Annotated in this window: 18 protein-coding genes and 2 pseudogenes; 10 read left to right on the forward strand and 10 right to left on the reverse strand. The window is 60.1% G+C overall.

Annotation, left to right across the window (positions count from 1 at the left end; all coding sequences use genetic code 11):
• Nucleotides 1-60: 60 nt before the first annotated feature.
• Genes J0H39_19625 through cadA form a run of 4 tightly spaced genes read right to left on the reverse strand, consistent with a single transcriptional unit; the run spans nucleotide 61 to nucleotide 3,904 of the window.
• Complete coding sequence (locus tag J0H39_19625; GenBank protein ID MBN9498969.1) at nucleotides 61-723, reverse strand: thioredoxin domain-containing protein; 663 nt, start codon at nucleotides 721-723, stop codon at nucleotides 61-63.
• Complete coding sequence (locus J0H39_19630) at nucleotides 720-1,154, reverse strand: disulfide bond formation protein B (GenBank protein ID MBN9498970.1); 435 nt, start codon at nucleotides 1,152-1,154, stop codon at nucleotides 720-722. The genes J0H39_19625 and J0H39_19630 overlap by 4 nt, the downstream gene beginning before the upstream one ends.
• The gene (gene lspA, locus J0H39_19635) at nucleotides 1,151-1,621 is read right to left on the reverse strand and encodes a signal peptidase II (GenBank protein MBN9498971.1); all 471 of its coding nucleotides are present in this window, start codon (nucleotides 1,619-1,621) and stop codon (nucleotides 1,151-1,153) included. The genes J0H39_19630 and lspA overlap by 4 nt, the downstream gene beginning before the upstream one ends.
• Before the next feature lie 45 nt (nucleotides 1,622-1,666).
• Entirely contained in the window at nucleotides 1,667-3,904 is a 2,238-nt protein-coding gene (gene cadA / locus J0H39_19640) for a cadmium-translocating P-type ATPase (GenBank protein MBN9498972.1), read from the reverse strand.
• Between the two features lie 90 nt (nucleotides 3,905-3,994).
• Between cadA and J0H39_19645 the strand changes: the two genes are divergently transcribed.
• Nucleotides 3,995-4,444, forward strand: a complete 450-nt coding sequence (locus tag J0H39_19645) for a helix-turn-helix domain-containing protein (protein ID MBN9498973.1) — start codon at nucleotides 3,995-3,997, stop codon at nucleotides 4,442-4,444.
• A gap of 13 nt (nucleotides 4,445-4,457) precedes the next feature.
• Here J0H39_19645 and J0H39_19650 read toward each other — a convergent pair whose 3' ends face one another.
• The 3 genes from J0H39_19650 to J0H39_19660 all read right to left on the reverse strand — a co-directional run bounded on the left by J0H39_19650 (nucleotide 4,458) and on the right by J0H39_19660 (nucleotide 6,605).
• Nucleotides 4,458-4,733, reverse strand: a complete 276-nt coding sequence (locus J0H39_19650) for a zf-TFIIB domain-containing protein (GenBank protein ID MBN9498974.1) — start codon at nucleotides 4,731-4,733, stop codon at nucleotides 4,458-4,460.
• A gap of 103 nt (nucleotides 4,734-4,836) precedes the next feature.
• Entirely contained in the window at nucleotides 4,837-5,430 is a 594-nt protein-coding gene (locus J0H39_19655) for a class I SAM-dependent methyltransferase (GenBank protein ID MBN9498975.1), read from the reverse strand.
• Complete coding sequence (locus tag J0H39_19660; GenBank protein ID MBN9498976.1) at nucleotides 5,427-6,605, reverse strand: MFS transporter; 1,179 nt, start codon at nucleotides 6,603-6,605, stop codon at nucleotides 5,427-5,429. The genes J0H39_19655 and J0H39_19660 overlap by 4 nt, the downstream gene beginning before the upstream one ends.
• A gap of 87 nt (nucleotides 6,606-6,692) precedes the next feature.
• Between J0H39_19660 and J0H39_19665 the strand changes: the two genes are divergently transcribed.
• A complete protein-coding gene (locus J0H39_19665) occupies nucleotides 6,693-7,352 on the forward strand; it encodes an ArsR family transcriptional regulator (protein ID MBN9498977.1) in 660 nt (219 codons plus the stop codon).
• A gap of 51 nt (nucleotides 7,353-7,403) precedes the next feature.
• Here the strand turns inward: J0H39_19665 and J0H39_19670 are convergent, their stop codons facing one another.
• Nucleotides 7,404-8,288, reverse strand: a complete 885-nt coding sequence (locus J0H39_19670; GenBank protein MBN9498978.1) for a LysR family transcriptional regulator — start codon at nucleotides 8,286-8,288, stop codon at nucleotides 7,404-7,406.
• A gap of 80 nt (nucleotides 8,289-8,368) precedes the next feature.
• Here J0H39_19670 and J0H39_19675 point away from each other — a divergent pair, with 80 nt between their 5' ends.
• The 5 genes from J0H39_19675 to J0H39_19695 all read left to right on the forward strand — a co-directional run bounded on the left by J0H39_19675 (nucleotide 8,369) and on the right by J0H39_19695 (nucleotide 13,193).
• Entirely contained in the window at nucleotides 8,369-9,565 is a 1,197-nt protein-coding gene (locus tag J0H39_19675) for a PLP-dependent transferase (protein ID MBN9498979.1), read from the forward strand.
• Between the two features lie 30 nt (nucleotides 9,566-9,595).
• Nucleotides 9,596-10,615, forward strand: coding sequence for a transporter substrate-binding domain-containing protein (locus J0H39_19680; protein MBN9498980.1), 1,020 nt, complete (start codon nucleotides 9,596-9,598; stop codon nucleotides 10,613-10,615).
• A gap of 71 nt (nucleotides 10,616-10,686) precedes the next feature.
• Nucleotides 10,687-11,832, forward strand: a complete 1,146-nt coding sequence (locus J0H39_19685; GenBank protein ID MBN9498981.1) for an ABC transporter permease subunit — start codon at nucleotides 10,687-10,689, stop codon at nucleotides 11,830-11,832.
• Complete coding sequence (locus J0H39_19690) at nucleotides 11,829-12,869, forward strand: amino acid ABC transporter permease (GenBank protein MBN9498982.1); 1,041 nt, start codon at nucleotides 11,829-11,831, stop codon at nucleotides 12,867-12,869. The genes J0H39_19685 and J0H39_19690 overlap by 4 nt, the downstream gene beginning before the upstream one ends.
• A gap of 3 nt (nucleotides 12,870-12,872) precedes the next feature.
• Nucleotides 12,873-13,193: a hypothetical protein gene (locus J0H39_19695; protein MBN9498983.1), complete on the forward strand. Its 321-nt coding sequence runs from the start codon at nucleotides 12,873-12,875 to the stop codon at nucleotides 13,191-13,193.
• Here J0H39_19695 and J0H39_19700 read toward each other — a convergent pair.
• A pseudogene (locus J0H39_19700) lies at nucleotides 13,138-14,234 on the reverse strand (transposase). The gene J0H39_19695 and the pseudogene J0H39_19700 overlap by 56 nt on opposite strands.
• Nucleotides 14,235-14,536: 302 nt before the next feature.
• Between J0H39_19700 and J0H39_19705 the strand changes: the two are divergent.
• Complete coding sequence (locus J0H39_19705) at nucleotides 14,537-16,297, forward strand: plasmid recombination protein (GenBank protein MBN9498984.1); 1,761 nt, start codon at nucleotides 14,537-14,539, stop codon at nucleotides 16,295-16,297.
• Nucleotides 16,298-16,850: 553 nt separating this feature from the next.
• Here J0H39_19705 and J0H39_19710 read toward each other — a convergent pair.
• Nucleotides 16,851-17,362 (reverse strand): annotated as a pseudogene (locus tag J0H39_19710) (DDE-type integrase/transposase/recombinase).
• Here J0H39_19710 and J0H39_19715 point away from each other — a divergent pair.
• Both J0H39_19715 and J0H39_19720 read left to right on the forward strand, forming a co-directional pair.
• Nucleotides 17,324-17,776 (forward strand): transposase, encoded by a 453-nt coding sequence (locus J0H39_19715; protein MBN9498985.1) that lies wholly within the window; start codon nucleotides 17,324-17,326, stop codon nucleotides 17,774-17,776. The pseudogene J0H39_19710 and the gene J0H39_19715 overlap by 39 nt on opposite strands.
• The gene (locus J0H39_19720; protein ID MBN9498986.1) at nucleotides 17,766-18,200 is read left to right on the forward strand and encodes a DUF1232 domain-containing protein; all 435 of its coding nucleotides are present in this window, start codon (nucleotides 17,766-17,768) and stop codon (nucleotides 18,198-18,200) included. The genes J0H39_19715 and J0H39_19720 overlap by 11 nt, the downstream gene beginning before the upstream one ends.
• The last annotated feature ends 255 nt before the right edge of the window (nucleotides 18,201-18,455 follow it).

Consider the following 18,455-nt stretch of genomic DNA (forward strand, 5'->3'; position numbering starts at 1 on the left):
CGCGGTTCCAGGATGGCCGAATATGCGCGAGAAAGAGGCTTCATAATTCATGGCCGTAATCTATTTCGCCGCTCTGGCGAGTTCGTCGCGGACCAGCGCTAGAAGTTGGTCCGCCCCGAATTCCGGGAGTGGGCGGCCATTAACGAAGAAGGTCGGAGTTCCCCGAACGTTGAATGTCCGGACGTCCTCCGCGTCGAAGTTCAATGTGGCCGTAATGTGGGGCATCAGCCGTTCGCGCCGGGCGCGCTCGATGTCGAGGCCCGCCGACGCGGCTAAATTCCAAGCCAGATCCGGGTTCGTACCGGCTCGATGCGAAGCCCAGCTCGGCTGTCCTTCCAGAAGGGCTTCGAGAACGGGAACGAATCGATCCTGAAGACGCGCCGTCTCGATAATGCGCACGGCCTCCGCCGATCCGGGATGGAACGCCGCATATCGCAACACCAGCCGGATCTTGCCAGGATGAGCATCCATGATTCCTTTGACGATCGGGTGGAAGGCGCGGCAGGCTTCGCACGCCGGATCGAAGAACTCGACGATCGTCACCGGCGCGTCTTGTGGACCGATGGCCGGCGAATGCGCCCGGATCAGTTGATCGGCGCCTTCGACCTTCTGAATCATCGGAACGGCGGCGCGCCGCTTTTCGGCGACGTAATAGGCGCCGCCCGCGAAGGCCGCAGCACCCAGCGCCGCTGCCGCGCCGACGAGGACGTATCGTCTGTTCATCGGCTTTGACCCTGCTTGCCGTGCGATAGAAGAAGTATGATCATCGCGAACGCTCCAAGGGACAGCAACGGGATCGGCAATCCGAATACCTCCATATTTGCCCCTTGGCACGATGGTCCTTGTTCGCAAGGCACGATAGCGGCGGGAGCGATGTCGAAATAAATCAAGGAATGCCATAGGGCGATCGCGGTGCCGGCTAGTGCCACGGGGATCACGTAGATGCCGATCGACAGATCGTCGCGCAAACACGCGATGCCGAGGATCAGCGCCAGCGGAAACATCGCGATGCGCTGATACCAGCACAGCACACAGGGCGTTTGATGCAAGACTTCGCCGATGAACAGCGCGCCGAGCGTGGCGCCCAACGCCACGAGCCACGCGAGAAACAACGCGATAGAACCGTCGCCCATGAACTTTGTCTGCGAGCTCATTTCATGCCTCGCGAACGTCGTGGTGCCGACCCGAAGGTCGATAGAATGACGAAACCTACGCCTAGCGAAATGGCGACGTCGGCCATGTTGAACGCCGGCCAATGCCATCCGTTCCAATGGAAGTCGATGAAATCGGTCACACCGCCTTGACGCCATCGATCAATTATGTTGCCAAGCGCGCCGCCGACCATGAGCGAGAATCCGGTCCGCTCCGGCGCGGACTCGCTTTGCCACGCGAAAAAGACAAGCCCGGCCACGATTGCCAACTTGATTCCGGCGAGCAGGACTTGCCGATCGGCGAATAATTCACCCAGCAATCCGAAGCTGACCCCGGTATTCATGCCAAGCACGATGTTGAGAAATCCGGTTAGCTCGATCGTTCGTGGCGGCCGCATGATTTCGTTGACGATCAGCCATTTTGTCGACTGATCGACAGCGAAAGCAAAAGCCGAAACGGCAAGAATCATCGGTATACGATCGGGGGATTTCATGACGTATCGCGAGGTTGGCAATCAGCGGGCGTCGGCGTTGAAGCGCAGCAGGCGTAGCGCGTTCAACGTAACTAGAACCGTCGCACCGGTATCGGCGAGGATCGCGATCCACAATCCGGTAAGTCCGAGCACGCTGGTGACCAGAAACACGCCCTTCAGGCCGAGTGCGAGGGCGATATTCTGACGGATGTTTCCCATCGTCGCCCGTGCGAGACGGATTAGGCGCGGCACATCAGACACGCGATCGCCCATGAGAGCGCCATCGGCCGTTTCGAGAGCGACGCCCGTACCTGACCCCATGGCGATGCCAACAGTCGCGGTAGCCAGGGCGGGCGCATCGTTGATTCCGTCGCCGACCATCATGACGCTCGCTTTGTCCGACATGGCGCGGATCGCATCGACTTTGGCCTCGGGTAAGAGCTCCGCACGGACCTCGATACCGATCTTGTCGCCGATGGCTTTGCCGGTCGCGGCGTTATCGCCGGTGAGCATGATCGCCGAGATGCCGAGCGCGTCAAGCTCCTCGATCGCCGTTTTGGCGTCCGGCCGCGGTTCGTCGCGGCACGCGATGATGCCGATCGCGCGCGCGTTCTCGACCGCAACGACCGCCGTCTTGCCTTCATTTTGGAACACTGCGAGCGTTCGGGAAACTTCCGGCGATAACGCACCGAGCTCCGCCGCGTAGCGCGGCGACGCGATCGTCAGCGTGCGGCCGGCAACGCTGGCCTCGACGCCACGACCGGGTATCGCCTTGCCGTTTGCGGCCGCCTGTAACGGCAAAGCGCGGCGCTCGGCCTCCTTGACGATGGCTTGCGCGAGCGGATGTGAGGATTGGGCCTCGACTGCCGCGGCCAACGCCAATACGTCATCCTCGCCGACGCCGTAAGCGCGCAGATCGGTTACGCGCGGCGTGCCCGCCGTCAGCGTGCCGGTCTTGTCGAACGCAACGGCTTGCGTGCGCGCGGCGGCCTCGATGACGGCGCCACCTTTAAGCAGCAGGCCGCGCCGGGCACCGGCGGACAGCGACGACGCGATCGATGCGGGCACCGAAATCACCAATGCGCAGGGACAGCCGATCAATAAAAGGGCCAGCGCACGATAGATCCAAGTTGACCATTCCGCGCCCATCGTCAGCGGCGGGATCACAGCCACAAGTGCCGCCAAGCCGACGATGATCGGCATATAGACGCGGCTGAATCGGTCGATAAATCTTTCTGTTGGGGCTTTGGCGTCCTGCGATTCTTCGACCAAGCGGACGATCCGCGCGATCGTGTTGTCTTCGGCCTTGGTGGTTACCCGGACTTTGAGAGCAGCGTCGCGATTGACGGAACCGGCGAAAACCGGATCGGCGATCGTCTTGCTCTTGGGGACCGACTCTCCTGTGATCGGCGATTCGTCGATCTCCGACGTGCCGTCGATGATCTCGCCATCGGCCGGGATGCGGTCGCCGGGGCGCACCAGGACGTTTTGTCCCGGCGTCAGCGACGCGGCGCGAACTTCGCGTGTCGTCGTTCCTTCGATCAGGCGGGCGGTTTGCGGAATCAGATCGCCCAGGGCGCGAATGCTGGCGCGCGCGCGATCGGCGGCCACGCCTTCCAGCACTTCGCCGATCGCGAACAGGAAGATGACGAGGGCGGCTTCCTCGGCGGCCCCGATCGCCAGCGCGCCGACGGCGGCGATCGTCATCAACATTTCGATGGTGAAGGGCTGTCCCAGCGACAGAGCCGCGAAGGCGCGGCGCGCGATGGGAACTGCGCCGATAACGCACGCGACGACGAATGCCCAGCTTGCGATAGTTTCGAATCCGGCAAGCTTGGCGCCCCAAGCCGCCGCCAGCAAAACACCGGTGACGGCGACGAGGCGGCCTTTCGGCGTATCGAACCAGCGTGGTGCGTTTCGGACGGGCGCGGAGACCCGCTCGCTCGCATCTTTGGATGTTTGTGGCGCGGCGGCATCGCTCTCGTGATGGTCGTGATGCGCGCAGCAACCAGCGTCTGCGGATGCCGGAGATTCCGCCGGCAGACGACGCGAAATTTTATAGCCTAGCCGCGACACGCGGCTTTCGATCTCGGCGATTGCCACGGCACTGGGCTCAAGCGCCACAGTCATGGATTCGTTCATCACGGAAACGGCCACGTCGCGGACGCCTTGAACCGGCGAAACGGCGCTGCGGATCTTGGCTGCACAGCTTGCGCAGTCCATCCCGACGATGGACCAATCGATTTTTTCAGTGGACTGCGTATTGGCGGCGGTGGTCATGGCTTATCCATTGTTTTGGAAAGCACCACCCTAATTGCTATAGTTACTGTAGCTTCAAGTTACTTTTTGCGAGTCTGAGGGTTTCCCATGCTGTTCACCATCGGTCATGTCGCAAAAAGTGCAGGCTGCACGGTGCAAGCGGTACGATATTACGAGCAGGCTGGGCTTCTGCCGCGACCGGAGCGTTCGAACGGAAATCAGCGGCTTTACGAGCGCGCGGCGGTCGAGCGGCTGAGTTTCATACGCCATGCGCGCGATCTTGGATTCACGCTGGATGTGATCCGCGATCTTCTGAGCCTTTCGGACAACCCCGAGCAACCCTGCGACGCCGCCGACGCGATCGCGCGCGCGCAACTTGTCCAGGTCGAGCGGCGGATCGAGCATCTGAAGGCGCTGAAGCGAGAACTGCGACGTATGGTCGCACAATGTTCTGGCGGCCGTATTTCGGATTGCCGCGTCATCGAAGCGTTGAACGATCACGCGAATTGCGCCGGCCACGGGAATTCCGCGTCAACGCTCGATCAGTGCGGCGATCCGTAACGTTTTCGCCGGCTTAGTCGAAGATTTCCGAAAGCCAGGATTTCCTGCGATAGCCGTGTTTGCCGTAGCTGCCCTGATGCCCATGCCCGTAACGCGGCGGATTGGCGTAGGGCGCTTCGGGTGGCGCGCTTGAAGACGATTGCGGCATTTGTGCCGCGCTCTTTTCGATGATCTTGTCGAGTTCGCCGCGATCGAGCCACACGCCCCGGCATTTCGGACAATAGTCGATCTCGACGTTCTGCCGTTCGGTCATGACGAGATCTGTATCGGGGCAGGCGGGACATTTCATCGGTGAGGTTCCTTCCGGTTGGGGGAGCGCTAAAACACCCCAGGTTAGTTGGAAGGAGTGATCAAACAATCAAGTGGCGATGCTTTAGTCCGCTCACGCGCTGTCAAACAGTCTCGAAGATGATTCCGTAGTGATAGAGCCCGATCTCGAAGCACTCGGAAAAACGAAAGTCGGCTGGCTCGACGACGGCGCGAACTTGTTCGGGCGACATGCGCAGCGCCGTCGCTGGGCCACGAGGTTGTCCCAGTACGACCGTGGTCTCGCGCGGTCGCTGCCGCCAATTCAGGATAGCCAATCGTCCTTTTTGTCGGAGTATCGCTCGGATCGCGATTGCTAGGCCCGGTTGGTCCGGCACGCCATGGAACGTGTTAGCCATCAGCACGTAGTCCACGGGGCCGGGTAGATATTCGGCGATGTCCCGTGCATCGGCGCAAATCCATCGCTCGATTGATACGCCCTCGACAGCGGCTTCCGCTTTTGCGCGCTCGATCATCGCCGGATCGAGATCGAGTGCTACGACACGGCCGCCGACGAGCTTCGCCAGCGGCGCGGTGAAGTATCCGTCACCGCAGCACAGGTCGAGCACCTTCATGCCGGGGCGAACGCCGAGTGAGACCAGTGTGGCTTGCGGATCCGGCCAAACAGCCGCCCACCATGCGCGATCCGGCATAGATGTCGCTGGAAAAGGCGTGGTCATGAAGTGCGCACCTTCCAGAGGAGCCAAAGCAGCGCCAACGCCGAGAGTGCCATCCATGGCAGTAGCAGCACGTTGAGCATCTGCCAGCCGACGGCCTGAAGCAGGACGCCGGCTCCAAGCGAACAAGTCAATCCCACCACGAAAATGGTCATATCGTTGGCCGCTTGCGCCCGGCCTTTTTCCGCCGGATCGTAGGTCGTCGTCAGTAGCGTCGTGCCGCCTACATAGAGAAAGTTCCAACCGACGCCGAGCAGTATGAGCGCACTCGCGAAAGAAGCGAAGCCCAACCCAGTCAGAGTCATCGATACATGGCCGGCGAGCAACGCTACGCCGGCGAGCATGACGGCAACCACGCCGAAACGCGCGATCAGCGTCCCTGTAATGAAGGACGGCAGAAACATGCCCAAGACATGAAGCTGTATGACGTTAGCTGCCGTCGGAAGATCGTGCGCATGATGAACCATCGCGATCGGTGTCGCCGTCATCGCTAAGATCATAATGCCATAGCCGGTCGAGGCGCCGAATAGGGCGACGAGATAAGTCGGCTGAGAAACGATTACCCGCAAGGATCGGCCATGCGCGGCTTGCGCCGTTTCGACTTTGGGCGCCGGCATGCGCAGCGCCAGAAGCAGGCCGGCGCCGATCGCCGATGTCAGAGCGAGCAGCAGGAAGGAGCCGAAATACCTCGGCTCCAACAGCGTGCCACCTACGTGACCCAATATCGGCCCTGCGAGTGCCGCGACGATCCCGCCGGCAAGAACGAGCGAGATAGCGCGCGGCCGAAATACGTCGTCGGCCGCTTCACTTGCGGCGAACCGATAGAACTGCGCGAACGCCTGATACCCGCCGACAAGGAAGGTGCCGAACGCCAGCAGCGCCAGCGAACCGAACCAAATTCCCATCGCCGCGAATACGCCGCCCGCGACACCAAGTATCGCACCGGCGATGAAACCGGCACGGCGGCCCGCGCGCGCCATCCATATCGATGCGGGAAAGGTGGCGATAGCCGTCCCCAAAAACATGGCCGCGATCGGCGCCGTCGCAAGTTCGGCGTGCGCCGCTATCTGACCGCCCGCAAGACCGCCGACCGTCATTACAAGAACCGAAGCGGTTTGGAATAATGCCTGCGAGCCGGCCAGAACCAACACTTGCCGATGCATGGGATTCATGCGCATCGCGTTTCCTCTTACGATGGGTATTGCCGTTTTTAAAACATTCAATATCTTGTTTGAATGACTACGGGGAGGTAAATTTTCCGTCAAATGAAAAGCGCGAAGATCCGGATATTCGAGCAGCTTGCCGGACTGGCCCGTGTATTGGGACATGCGTATCGACTCGAATTGCTCGAACATGTGTCGCAAGGCGGGCGCTCCGTCGAGAATCTCGCCCGGCTCATCGGTCAGTCGATCGCAAACACTTCCGCGCATTTGCAGCAGCTTCGCCGCGGCGGCTTCGTCGAGACGCAACGCGATGGAAAAAGAATTATCTATCGGCTTTCCGATGGACCTGTCATTCCGCTACTGGCGGCGTTACGTATCTACGGTGAACGCAATCGCACCGATGTTAGAGACCTCGTTTCGGAATACTTCGAAAAGCTGGACAGGTTCGAACCGTTGTCGCGCGAAGAATTGACCAAGCGCATCGCGAAGCGGAGCGTGACGTTACTCGACGTCCGGCCGGACGACGAATTCGCGCTCGGACATTTGCCGGGGGCGATCAATATGCCGCTGGCGGAACTGAAAAGACGGCTTGGCGAACTGCCGAAAAACCGGGAGATCGTCGCTTATTGCCGCGGCGCCTATTGTATTATGTCGTTCGAAGCCGTCGCCGTTCTGCGTGCCAAAGGCTATCGGGGCCGGCGATTGGAAGACGGATTTCCGGAATGGAAAGCCGCAGGGTTGGCGGTGGAGGCGACCGCTTAAATAGATCTAAGCATTTCGAATCTCAACTTAACAAAATGACGCGTCGCTTTGCTAGGTCGAATTCCGCGCCTTGAATAGCGCCGAGAGATAGGCGGCGACGAGGCGGGAGCTTTCCGCGCCGGCGGGCCGCAGCAGAAGCGCCTTGAAGTAGATCCCCGGTTCGAACGCAATGATGCGGATATTATTTGGCAAAGGCTCTGGCAGGGAGATCGGATTGACGAGGCCGATCCCGGCCCCTTCGGCGACCAGCGCCGCACTCGTCGACGAGAACGGCGTTTCGGCGACGATTTGAGGTGCGGCACCGCTTTGGCGGAGCAACTCGTCGAGCGCAATTCTGACGGTGTCTTGCGGTGCCAGCGCCACGAGGCGCTCGCCGTGCAGATCCTTCGGCCCAATCTTGCGTCGCGCGGCGAAGCGGTGCGCCGCGGGCACGAGACAGACCGCGCGCGGCGTGGCGAAGACCTGATGTTCGATGCCTGCCGTGCTGATCTCATCCGCTGCCAGGCCGATGTCAACCTGACCCGACGCGACGAGGTCACGCACGCTGGCAGATGTGCGGATCTGCAGCGCCACGCAGGCGTCGCGATGGGCGCGCAGGAACGCTGCCGTCGCCTTAGCAACGATCGTGTTGCCCAGTGCCGACAGGCTGGCGACGCGCACCGTGCCGCCGCCGACCTCGCGGATGCGCGTCGCGGTCTGGCGCAAATGTTCGATGCCCAGAAAGCTGCGTTCGACCTCGGCGTGGAATAGGCGGCCTTCGCGCGTTGGCACTAGGCGACCCCGGATGCGGTCGAACAGATCGAAACCGCAGGCGTGTTCGAGTGCGGCGATCGATCGAGATACCGAAGGCTGCGATGTGCGTAGCAACTCGGCCGCACGGCCTACGCCGCCGACCCGCATGACCGCTTGAAAGACTTCGAGATCGCGCGCGCGCATGTCGATTAGATATCCAAAGTGAATGAACCTGTCTATCCATGTTATGGAACGATATGGGATGTTTCCGTAACTTCGGGACCATGCCCAGGCTCAAATCTTCGACACTCTACGTCCACGCGCCCGACGCGCCCGGCGGGTTCGCGGCGCTTTCGCCGCCAATCCATCGCGCTTCGACAGTCGTTTTTGATACGCCGGCCGCGTTTCGCGACCGCTCGACGCGGCTTTACGACGGCTACGCCTACGGCCTTTACGGCACGCCGACCACGCGCGCGCTGGAAGATCAGATCGCACGGCTGGAGGGCGCGTCGCGGGCGCTGGTTTTGCCGTCGGGGCTCGCGGCGATCGCGGTTGCGACGATCGCGAGCGTCGAGGCGGGCGGTGCCGTCATTTTGCCCGAAGGATTTTACGGTCCCGCGCGCGGGATGATCGAGCAGTTGCTGTCGCGCTTCGGCGTTACCGCATGCCGCTATCATGGCGACGGCGTGACCGAACTAGCGAAAGCGCGCGGTCCAGCGCCGCGCCTTTTGTGGATCGAAAGTCCCGGCTCGACGACGTTCGAGGTTCGCGATACCGGCCGCATGGTTGAGGCCGCGCGCGCTTCGGGTGTGCGGGTCGCGATGGACAACACGTGGGCAACGCCGCTGGGGTTCCAGCCGCTACGCCACGGCGTCGACATCTCGATGCAGTCGCTGTCGAAATACGCCGGCGGCCATTCCGACGTACTGATGGGTAGTCTCGCATTTACGGACGTGGCGCTTTATCGAAAGGCGAAGGACATCGCCCGGTTGCTGGGATATGGAGTGTCGGGCGAGGATTGCTTCTTGGTGTCGCGTGGTTTGGCGACGATGCCGCTGCGGCTTGCGCAGTCTGCGGCGAGTGCGGCGGCGCTGATGTCGCGTCTAGCCGCGCGCGCGGAGATCGTACGCATACTGCATCCGTCGTGTGCCGGACATCCCGGTCACGAGATATTCGCGCGCGACTACGCGACCGGCGCCGGGTTGTTCGGTCTCGTGCTGGATCCGGCATTGGGCGACGAAGCGGTGCTGGACGCGGCATTCGTAGCACTGAAGATTTTCAAAATCGGCGCCTCGTGGGGCGGGGCGCATAGCCTGATCGCACCGAGCGACCCCAAATCCGAGCGCGCCGATTTGGCGTGGATGCCGCAAGGCCCCTATCTACGCGTGGCCGTCGGTCTCGAGGATCCCGACGATCTCGCCGCCGATCTTTTCCGCTTTCTCGACGCGCTATCGCGCACGCCGGATAAAATCACCGCATAATCCCGAACAATGGAACAGGAGAGAGCAAAAATGAAAGGAAGCATGATCGCGGCGTTCGCCGCAGTATTGGCTGCGGGCCTCGTGCCTGCCGGTGTCGAGGCGCAATCGGTTGTCGATAAGATACGGCAGCGCGGTTACGTCCAATGCGGGGCGAGCACGGGCGTGCCCGGCTTGTCGCGAGCGGACGAACGTGGCGTATGGCGCGGGATCGATTCCGATATCTGCCGCGCTACCGCCGTCGCCGTGTTCGGCGACAAGGACAAGATTCGCTTCACGCCGCTGCTCACCGCGGCACGGTTGCCGGCGATTCAGACCGGCGAGATCGACATTCTTTCGCGTACCACGACCTGGACTTACACGCGCGACGCGGCCGTGCGCTTCGTTGCCGCGACGATCTATGACGGCGACGCGATCCTTTTTCGCAAGTCGTTGAACGTCAAGTCGATGCGCGATTTCGACGGCGCTACATTCTGCGTGACGGGTGGTGGCGGGTTGCCCGCACAGAAGTTGACGGCGCTGGAGGCGGCAACGAAGATAACACTACGTCGCGTGGTATTCGAGAATCCGACACAGGCGCGCGACGCCTATCTGGCCGGGCGATGCGATGCCTACATCACCGACGGCACGGCCGCCGCCGGCGCCCGCGCAACGATCGCGACCAACCCCGCAGAGCACGAACTTACTTCGATCGACAATCGGCCCGAACCGCTCGGCATCGCTATCCCGCGCGGCGACGACCGCTGGTTCGATATCGTGCGCTGGTCGATATTCGCGCTGTTCTGGGCCGAGGAGAACGGCGTCACCTCCGCGAACGCCGCCGAGAAGGCTAAATCTGGCAGCGACGAGGTACGGCGGATTCTAGGTGCTGAAGGTTTCGGTCGCCCGCTCGGTCTCGACGATAAATGGGTGTTGAACATCGTCACCCAGCTCGGCAACTACGCCGAGATTTGGGACCGTAACCTTGGCGCCGAGAGTCCGATGCGTCTGGAGCGCGGCAAGAATGCGCTTTGGCGCGACGGCGGCTTGATGTTCTCGCCGCCCTGGGATTGATTGGGGCGGACTAATCCAACGGCGGCGTGCCGGGCAGTTGCTCGTCGCGCCGCCGACGATTTCGGGGAAGCATGGGGTTCTTGCGCAATAGACGCGTGCGGAACTGGGTGATCCAGTTCTTGGTGATCGCGGGCTTGGCGGCGGCTTTCGGCGTCGTTGCGGTCACGACGGTGACCAATCTGCGTTTGCGCGGTATTCCGTTGGGCTTCGAATTTCTTTCGATGCCTTCGGGCATGCCGATTGCGGAAGCGCTGATCGCCTATACGCCCGCCAGCCCCTATTCACGCGCGATCCTGGTCGGCATTTTGAACACGATCGTCGTCTCCGCGATCGTCATCGTCACGTCCAGTGTGTTGGGGCTGTTTTTGGGGATCATGCGCCTGTCCGGGAATCCCGCGATCGCGGGAACCGCACGGGTCTGGGTGGAGATAGCGCGCAACACACCGCTAATCGTCATTCTTCTTTTCGTCTACGGCTTGTGGACGGCGATGCCAGGCGTCGCGGGTGCTCTTGAACCATTGCCGGGCGTGTTCCTTTCTCAGCGCGGGGTCGCGCTGCCGGCGATCTCCTTCGGTCCGGGCGCTTGGATGATCGCCGCTGGTGCTGCGGTTGCATTGGCTGCGATCTTCGCCGCATCGAAGATCGCAAGCGCGATCCAAGCGCGCACCGGCAATCGCCCGCTGCTTGTCCCGATCGTTGCGAGTACGGAGGCCGTGCTGGTGATAGCGGTCTTGGCGAGTGGATTTGCGGAGTTCCACATCGATTGGCCGGAGCGACGGCGATTCAATTTCATCGGCGGCGGCGAAGTTTCGCCCGAGTTCGCGACGCTGATCGTCGGGCTCGTGATCTATACCACCGGCTTTATCGGGGAGATCGCGCGCTCGGGCATTCTGGCGGTGAAGATCGGTTATTGGGAGGCCGCGTCTTCACTGGGTTTGCGCCGCAGCCAGACGTTGCGCTTGATCGTGTTACCGCTTGCTTTGCGCGTGGTGGTGCCGCCGCTCAACAGCCAATACATCAACGTCGTAAAGAATAGCACGCTGGCGATCGCGATCGGTTATCAGGAGTTCTTTACGATCGCGGGCACGATGATCAATCGGACCAGCCATGCGATCGAAGGGATTGTGCTGATACTCGCGGTGTATTTGGCGATCAATCTCGCGCTGTCGACGCTGATGAACTGGTACAACCGTCGGATCGCGCTGGTGGAACGATGAGAGCAGGCCTCGTCGCCGCGCTGCGACCGTATTTCGGCACGCCGCTCAACGCGTGTCTGTCGATCGCGTTCCTGGCGCTAGCGGCGCTGACGCTGCCCCGGCTGGCCGTATGGGCGGTGATCGACGCTGCGTTTCTGCCAGCGGTGCCGGCAACCTGCGCGGCGGCGAGCGGCGCATGCTGGAGCTTCATCGTCGCGAAATCCGGGCAGATACTGTTCGGCATCTACCCGCCCGATGAGCGCTGGCGGCCGGCGCTCGTCTGCGCGCTGCTACTCGCGACACTGGGTTGGTCGGTGCGCCCGACGGGGTGGAACGCGCGGCTCGTTGCGATCTGGATCACCAGCATGTTGGTCGTTCTGTGGTTGATGGGTGGCGGGCTGGGTTTGACGCCGGTTCCAACCTCGGCTTGGGGCGGATTGCCGGTGACGCTGATTCTGACGGTATTCGCGATCGGCCTGGGTTTTCCGATCGCTATTCTCCTGGCGCTGGGACGGCGAGCGGAACTTCCGGTCGTCAGCACCGTCTGCACGTTGTGGATCGAATTGATCCGGGGTTTGCCGCTGCTGTCACTTCTTCTTGTCGCGTCGTTGATGCTACCGATCTTCCTGCCGGAATGGCTGCTGCCCGATAAACTGACACGCGCTACTGTCGCGCTTACGGCCTTTGCCGCCGCTTATCTGGCGGAAGTGATTCGCGGCGGGCTGCAATCGGTGCCGCGCGGTCAGTTCGAGGCGGCGACGGCGCTCGGCCTTGGCTATTGGCGCATGCAGGCTTTGGTCGTGCTGCCCCAGGCGATCCGCATCGTCATTCCGGCATTGGCGAACACGATCATCGTGATGGTCAAGAACACGTCGCTGGTGCTTGTGGTCGGTCTGTTCGATTTGATCAGTTCGGGGAAGGCGGCCCTCGCAGATCCTGATTGGCCGTCGCCAACGGCAGAGACCTATATCTTCATTGGGGCGCTCTATTTCGCGCTCGCGTTCTCCTTCGCGCGATTCGCTGATTTCTTGGAAAGGCGCGGCGCCGCCGCGCGCTGAACGATGATGTTACTATGCACGTTAGTCGGCGTGTCGTCGCAGGTGGTGGGCCACAAGACGCTCGCGCCCGCGTTGATCGCGGCGCTGAAAGGCCGCAAGGCCGACGACATTCTGGTCGTGTGCGGCGGGGTGATCCTGCGGCAGGATTACGACGAACTCCTTCTACAAGGTATGGCGGCCATCTACGGTCCCGGTGTCCGTCATCAGAACAATCGAGACTGTTCGAGGCGGCTGCTAACGGCGGCTTCGGCGCATCTGAGTTTGCAGTTTAGGCGGTCGCTTGCCGGTGCAGCAAGCGGCGGTGCTCAATTGTCTTTCGTTTGATGGCTTCTCTCCTTTCCAAGATGGCCTGCCCGCGTCCGGTATAGACGGCGGCCGGCGTGAGGTTGCCGATGCTCTCGTGGTATCGGCGGCGATTGTAATGATCGACGAAGGCGCCGATCTTCGCCTCGAGATCGACCGGCAGGACGTGGTTCTCGAGCAGGATCCGGTTCTTCATCGTCTGATGCCAGCGCTCGATCTTGCCCTGCGTCATCGGATGATTGGGCGCGCCGCGCACGTGTTTGATGTTCTGCTCGCCAAGCCACGTCGTCAGAGCGCCCGCGATGTAGCTCGCCCCGTTGTCCGACAGTAGTCGCGGCCGATGCCGGCTTCCGGCCAGCCCCGACGCCGATAACGCCATCTCGACCGTCTGGGTGACGTCCGCTGCTTTCATCGTCGTGCAGAGCTTCCAGGCGACGATGAACCGCGAGAAGTCATCGAGGATCGTCGACAGATCGAACTTTAGATACGTGAAGTCGGTCTGCCAGAGCTGGTTGGGCGCCGTCGTCTTGTCCCGGAACTCGTCCGCCGCCTTCATCACGATGAACGCCGGGCTGGTCAGCAACCCGTTCGCCTGCAGCAGCCGATACACGGATACTTCCAAGATAAACTAGGCCTTCTCGTCAGTGAACGTCATCGCGAACTCGCGGGGGCTCAGTTCCAGGCGTTCGAAGGCTAGGTCGATCACCTGGCCCCGGACCGCGTCCGGCACCCAGTTCTAGCCCCGTCCAGGCGCAGACCGGCGATTTTCCAGGCCGACGACGCCGAAGCGCCGGTGCAGGCCGTACCAGCGGTAAAACTTCGACCGCGTGACGCCGAGCTTCTCGAGTGTGCGCTTGACCGGCAGCCGGGATCCCTCGACCAAACGTAACAAAGGCTCTCCGCGATCCCCTCGCGCCGGCACAGCTCGGCGATCGAGTGTTCGCCGCGGCGCCCCGAGATCACGATCCGGATCTTCTCTTCGGCCGAGTACTTCTCGCGCGTCTGGCGGCGTATCTCGCGGACATGCTGCTCGGCGGTGCCGTTCGCCGGCGTCTGTTTCATCGGTCTCATCCTCGTCCCTTTCACGGTGACGATGAGCCGAAAATCCTCCCTTACGCAAACCGATCAAACTATCCTAAACGTGCAGACGGGGGGCAAGCGAGGCTTCCGGCTCACCTTAATCCGAAAGGGAACGAGCATAAGTCAGCGCTGTCGCGGACGGCTGAACAGCATGTCTGCAAGAACCGCCGTCGGACAAGCCGGAACGTCAAAAGTATACTCAGTATACTTTTGATGATAATATAGATCCACATGTCAATTTTTATGTGTCCTTGGGGCTGTGGCCAATTCGTGCGGGGTAAATTATGTCCGAGGAATTTGAAGGACCGTATGCGATACCGCGATTGATGAAGGTGAAGCGGGATGCCTTGGGGCAGACACATGCCGCCAGGGCAGAAAATGGCGTCCAGCCTCCTCACCTAATCCCCGGAAATCCGAGACCCGAGGTCCTATTCAATGCAGCGCCTCGAGGTGTCAATTTTGTCGATTTCGTATTGTTACAATACGAACAAGCAAAAGCCCAAGGGCGAGTGTACCGCCCTCGAAAAGATCAAGTATTGGCTTTCGAAGGGCTCCTGACCGCTAGCCCAGAATTCTTCCGTCCTAAGGCGCCTAATGTTGCCGGTCAGTATGAAATCGAGAAGGTACATCAACTCCGCGAGCGCGCCGTTCCTTTCCTAAAGAAGCGTTTCGGGGAGAATCTGATTCGCATCGAATTGCAGTTAGACGAAGTTACGCCCCATTTTCAATTTGCTGTCCTTCCATTTGATGCAAAGGGACGGTGGTCGGCAAAAAACTGCATGTCGAAATCGGCGCTGAGGAATTTGTGGGATGGTTGGTACTTGGCTACCGAAGACCTCGGCTTGAAGCGAGGTAATCCGGAAATGATTGGAGATCATATCCCGGTAAGAGAATTCTATTTCGCGGCTGGCCAATTCAAAAAATTCAAAAACGATGCCGAGAAAAAGATTCGTCTACCTCATTATGAGATTGATGTGCCAAGTCGCGCTTCACTCTTGAACCCACCGAAATTGGCAGGTGATATCAACGCAAGGCTTGCTACGTGGTTGGATGAGCAGTCAAGCGTCCTGCGGAACCGGCTCGCCCCTTTACTCGCAGCCGTCGCGGAGCAGAAAATCAAAAATCGCCGAGCCTCGCAGTATCGAGCGTCGGCGCTGAAGCACGAGAAGCAAAATCGTGCACTTGAAGAGCGGCTCAAAGAGCTGACAACGAAACTCCAACGGCACGAACCAGTGAGTCTGGTAGACGTAGCCAAGAAACTTGGGTGGACCACGATCCCAAAAGCTCTTCAGAGCGAGGATGCGGTCAGATTTCTGATCGTGTCTAAGAATGTGAGTGAAAACGAAGCGTTCGGCTGGATTCTTTCTGAGTTTGGCGAGAATAGAGCGGCTGCAACAGCAGCGGCGTTAGAAAGATCTCGCTTCATTGCCCGCGCATCGAGGCTTCCAAAACTAAGCGGCCGCGATTTCGGGAAAATCAGAAGTGAAATTGAGGAACAGCTTTCGGCACTGGATGCCGACTATTTCCAGATCCGCTATCAGCGTCATGCCGATGAGACGGCTCAATTGTTGCTTAAGACAAAACTGAAAGGTAAGTCTACAGATTGGACACTTGAAGACGTGTTGACCTATCTACCGGCTATAAAAAAACTATCTGACAATCACGAGATCCAGGTTCTGCCTTTTAGTTCGAAGTACAATTACTTGCTTGTCGCTGGAGCGAGGTCAGAAAGAATGTTTTCTGATTTTCGTTATGATCCATGCGTAATTTTGCGTCTCGGGCTGAAAAAATTTGAGGCCGTATTGCGTTGCCCTACTGTGATTGTTAAAGCGAAAACTGAAGTCGGTATCGACGAGTACGCTGCTAGCCTTAAACTTGCTGCTTACTCGGTTGATCGGGGGGCAGCCATTCCGCTAGCAGGTTCGCGAACAGTGGATAACGATAAAAAAGGCAATATCGCTGGGAGAGTGGAGCTTGTCTCGGCAGTGGATGTCGATGCCTTCCCGACACCGGGGACTACGAATCGGCCCAAATACGAAAGCTAAATTTTATTATCCGGCGTTGCGTTTAACAAAATCGCGGCCGCTGACTTTGACAAAATCAAAAAATCTATTACTTGGTCTTGCGCTGATTTCTAGTCGAGATCCCAATCCGCCGATTGCCGATTGATCCGGAATTTTTCGGGTAGTCGTCTGGCTTCAAACGCTTGACAAGCAACGAAATATTTCTAAAGGGCGATCTAACGCCCTGTTTCCAACTTCGAATCGCATGAACAGTAACGCCAACGAGATCAGCAACCTATTCTTGAGTCAGGATGTGATTAATTTGCCAGTTTCTGAAGTCAGATCCATCAAACTTCTTCATATCCAGATCATGGATATCTGAATCGTGTTGGTGTGCGAAGAGGTTTTACTTTATACAAAGACAAATTAATAGTATAACGCTTTCATCCTAATCGCTACAGAGGTGCTTCATGCAGGATGATATTCCATTGGGTGAGCCCCTCGATAATCGACTGTGGATCGCCAGTTTTCCCGGCTTTTTTGAACTGGACCCAGCAGCAGCGGATGGCCTGCTCCGGGCTTAGGAGACACGCTGTTAAGCTAATCGCATCTTTGCCTCGAATGCCATCGGACTCTCGTAACCGATCGTCGAGTGACGGCGGTGCGGGTTGTAGAAGCGCTCGATATAATCGAACATGTCGGCCTTCGCGTCGTCGCGCGTCCGGTAGACCTTGCGCGCGATCCGCTCTGTCTTGACCGACGAGAAGAAGCTCTCCATCGCCGCGTTATCCCAGACGTTGCCCGCCCGGCTCATCGAACGGACGATGCTCTGATCCGCCAGCAACCGCTGGAACGCTTCGCTGCCGTACTGGCTGCCGCGATCCTAGTGATGCAGCACCGACCTCGGCCGGCCCCTTCGCCAGATCGCCATCATCAGCAGCCTTCGGCCGTCCAGACATAGGTGAAGTCTGCGACCCACTTCGCATTCGGCCGGTCGGCGCGGAAGTCGCGATCAAGGGCGTTGGCGGGAAGATGTGTCGTCGGCCGTATCCCCATATCGACCGGTAGATGACGCCGGCGCGCGCGCGCAGAGAACGCAGCAAGCTTATCCTCGACGCATTCGAGCCGTGGCTGCGCGGGCAGCTTGAGCGTGTGTCGGGCAGATCCCCGACCGCCGAGGCGATCCGCTACGCGCTCTCGCATTGGGCGGGACTAGCCCGCTTCGTCGACGACGGCCGTATCGAGATCGACAACAATGCGGTCGAACGCGCCATTCGGCCCCAAGCACTTACCCGCAAGAACGCGCTGTTCGCCGGCAGCGGCGGCGGCGCGCAACATTGGGCGTGCCTCGCCTCGTTGATCGAGACCGCGAAGCTCAACGCCGTCGATCCGCTTGCCTATCTGACCGCCACCCTCGAAGCGTTCGCCGCCGGCCATCCCATCAACCGCATCGCCGAGTTGGCGCCGTGGGCGTACAGTCGAGCGCTTATGGGAGACCAAGCAAGGACAGATGAGCGATGACGAACGCATCCAGCGCGACTGCGACGCGATAACGGCCTTGGGCTGGCGCGCGCGGGTGGGCCAATGGGCGCGTCATATCAAGCGCGACATTATGGCGTTATGGATAGCCGCTCGCGATCCTCGAACGCCGCTTGCTGCCAAAGTTGTCGCAGGAGTGATAGCTGCCTATGCGCTCTCTCCAATCGACTTGATTCCCGATTTTGTTCCCGTACTCGGCTATCTTGACGATATTATTATCGTGGCGGTCGGCATTATCTTGGCCGCTCGGCTCATCCCAGTGACTTTGCTCGAGGAGTTCCGGGCCCGAGCTGCTGAGATGATCAAACGGCCAATAAGCCGTGCCGGCCTAGCGATCATCATTACGATATGGATCACGGCCACAGGCTCACTCCTTTGGTGGGCTTTGCCCAGCGCAACAAGCTGAGAAAATGTCTCAATACGCTTCATGCTTTATTCTGTCGGACGTGATTCCGGGATGATGGCGCGAGTTAAGCGCCTCGGCAAACAGCTCGTAGTTCAGAAGACTGTTCGTCGAAGCCCTCGCCCGAAGATTGGCCCGCAAACGAGCCGCCGGAAGTACACCGTCCGCCTGAACGAGCCACCCAACGTCAACCGTGCCCCAGCCACGAAGCTTACGGAGAGCACGGGCTCATCCCCCCTTTCGACGGTTACGATGAGC

This window comes from Alphaproteobacteria bacterium, assembly GCA_017308135.1.
Taxonomy (GTDB): Bacteria; Pseudomonadota; Alphaproteobacteria; order CACIAM-22H2; family CACIAM-22H2; genus Tagaea.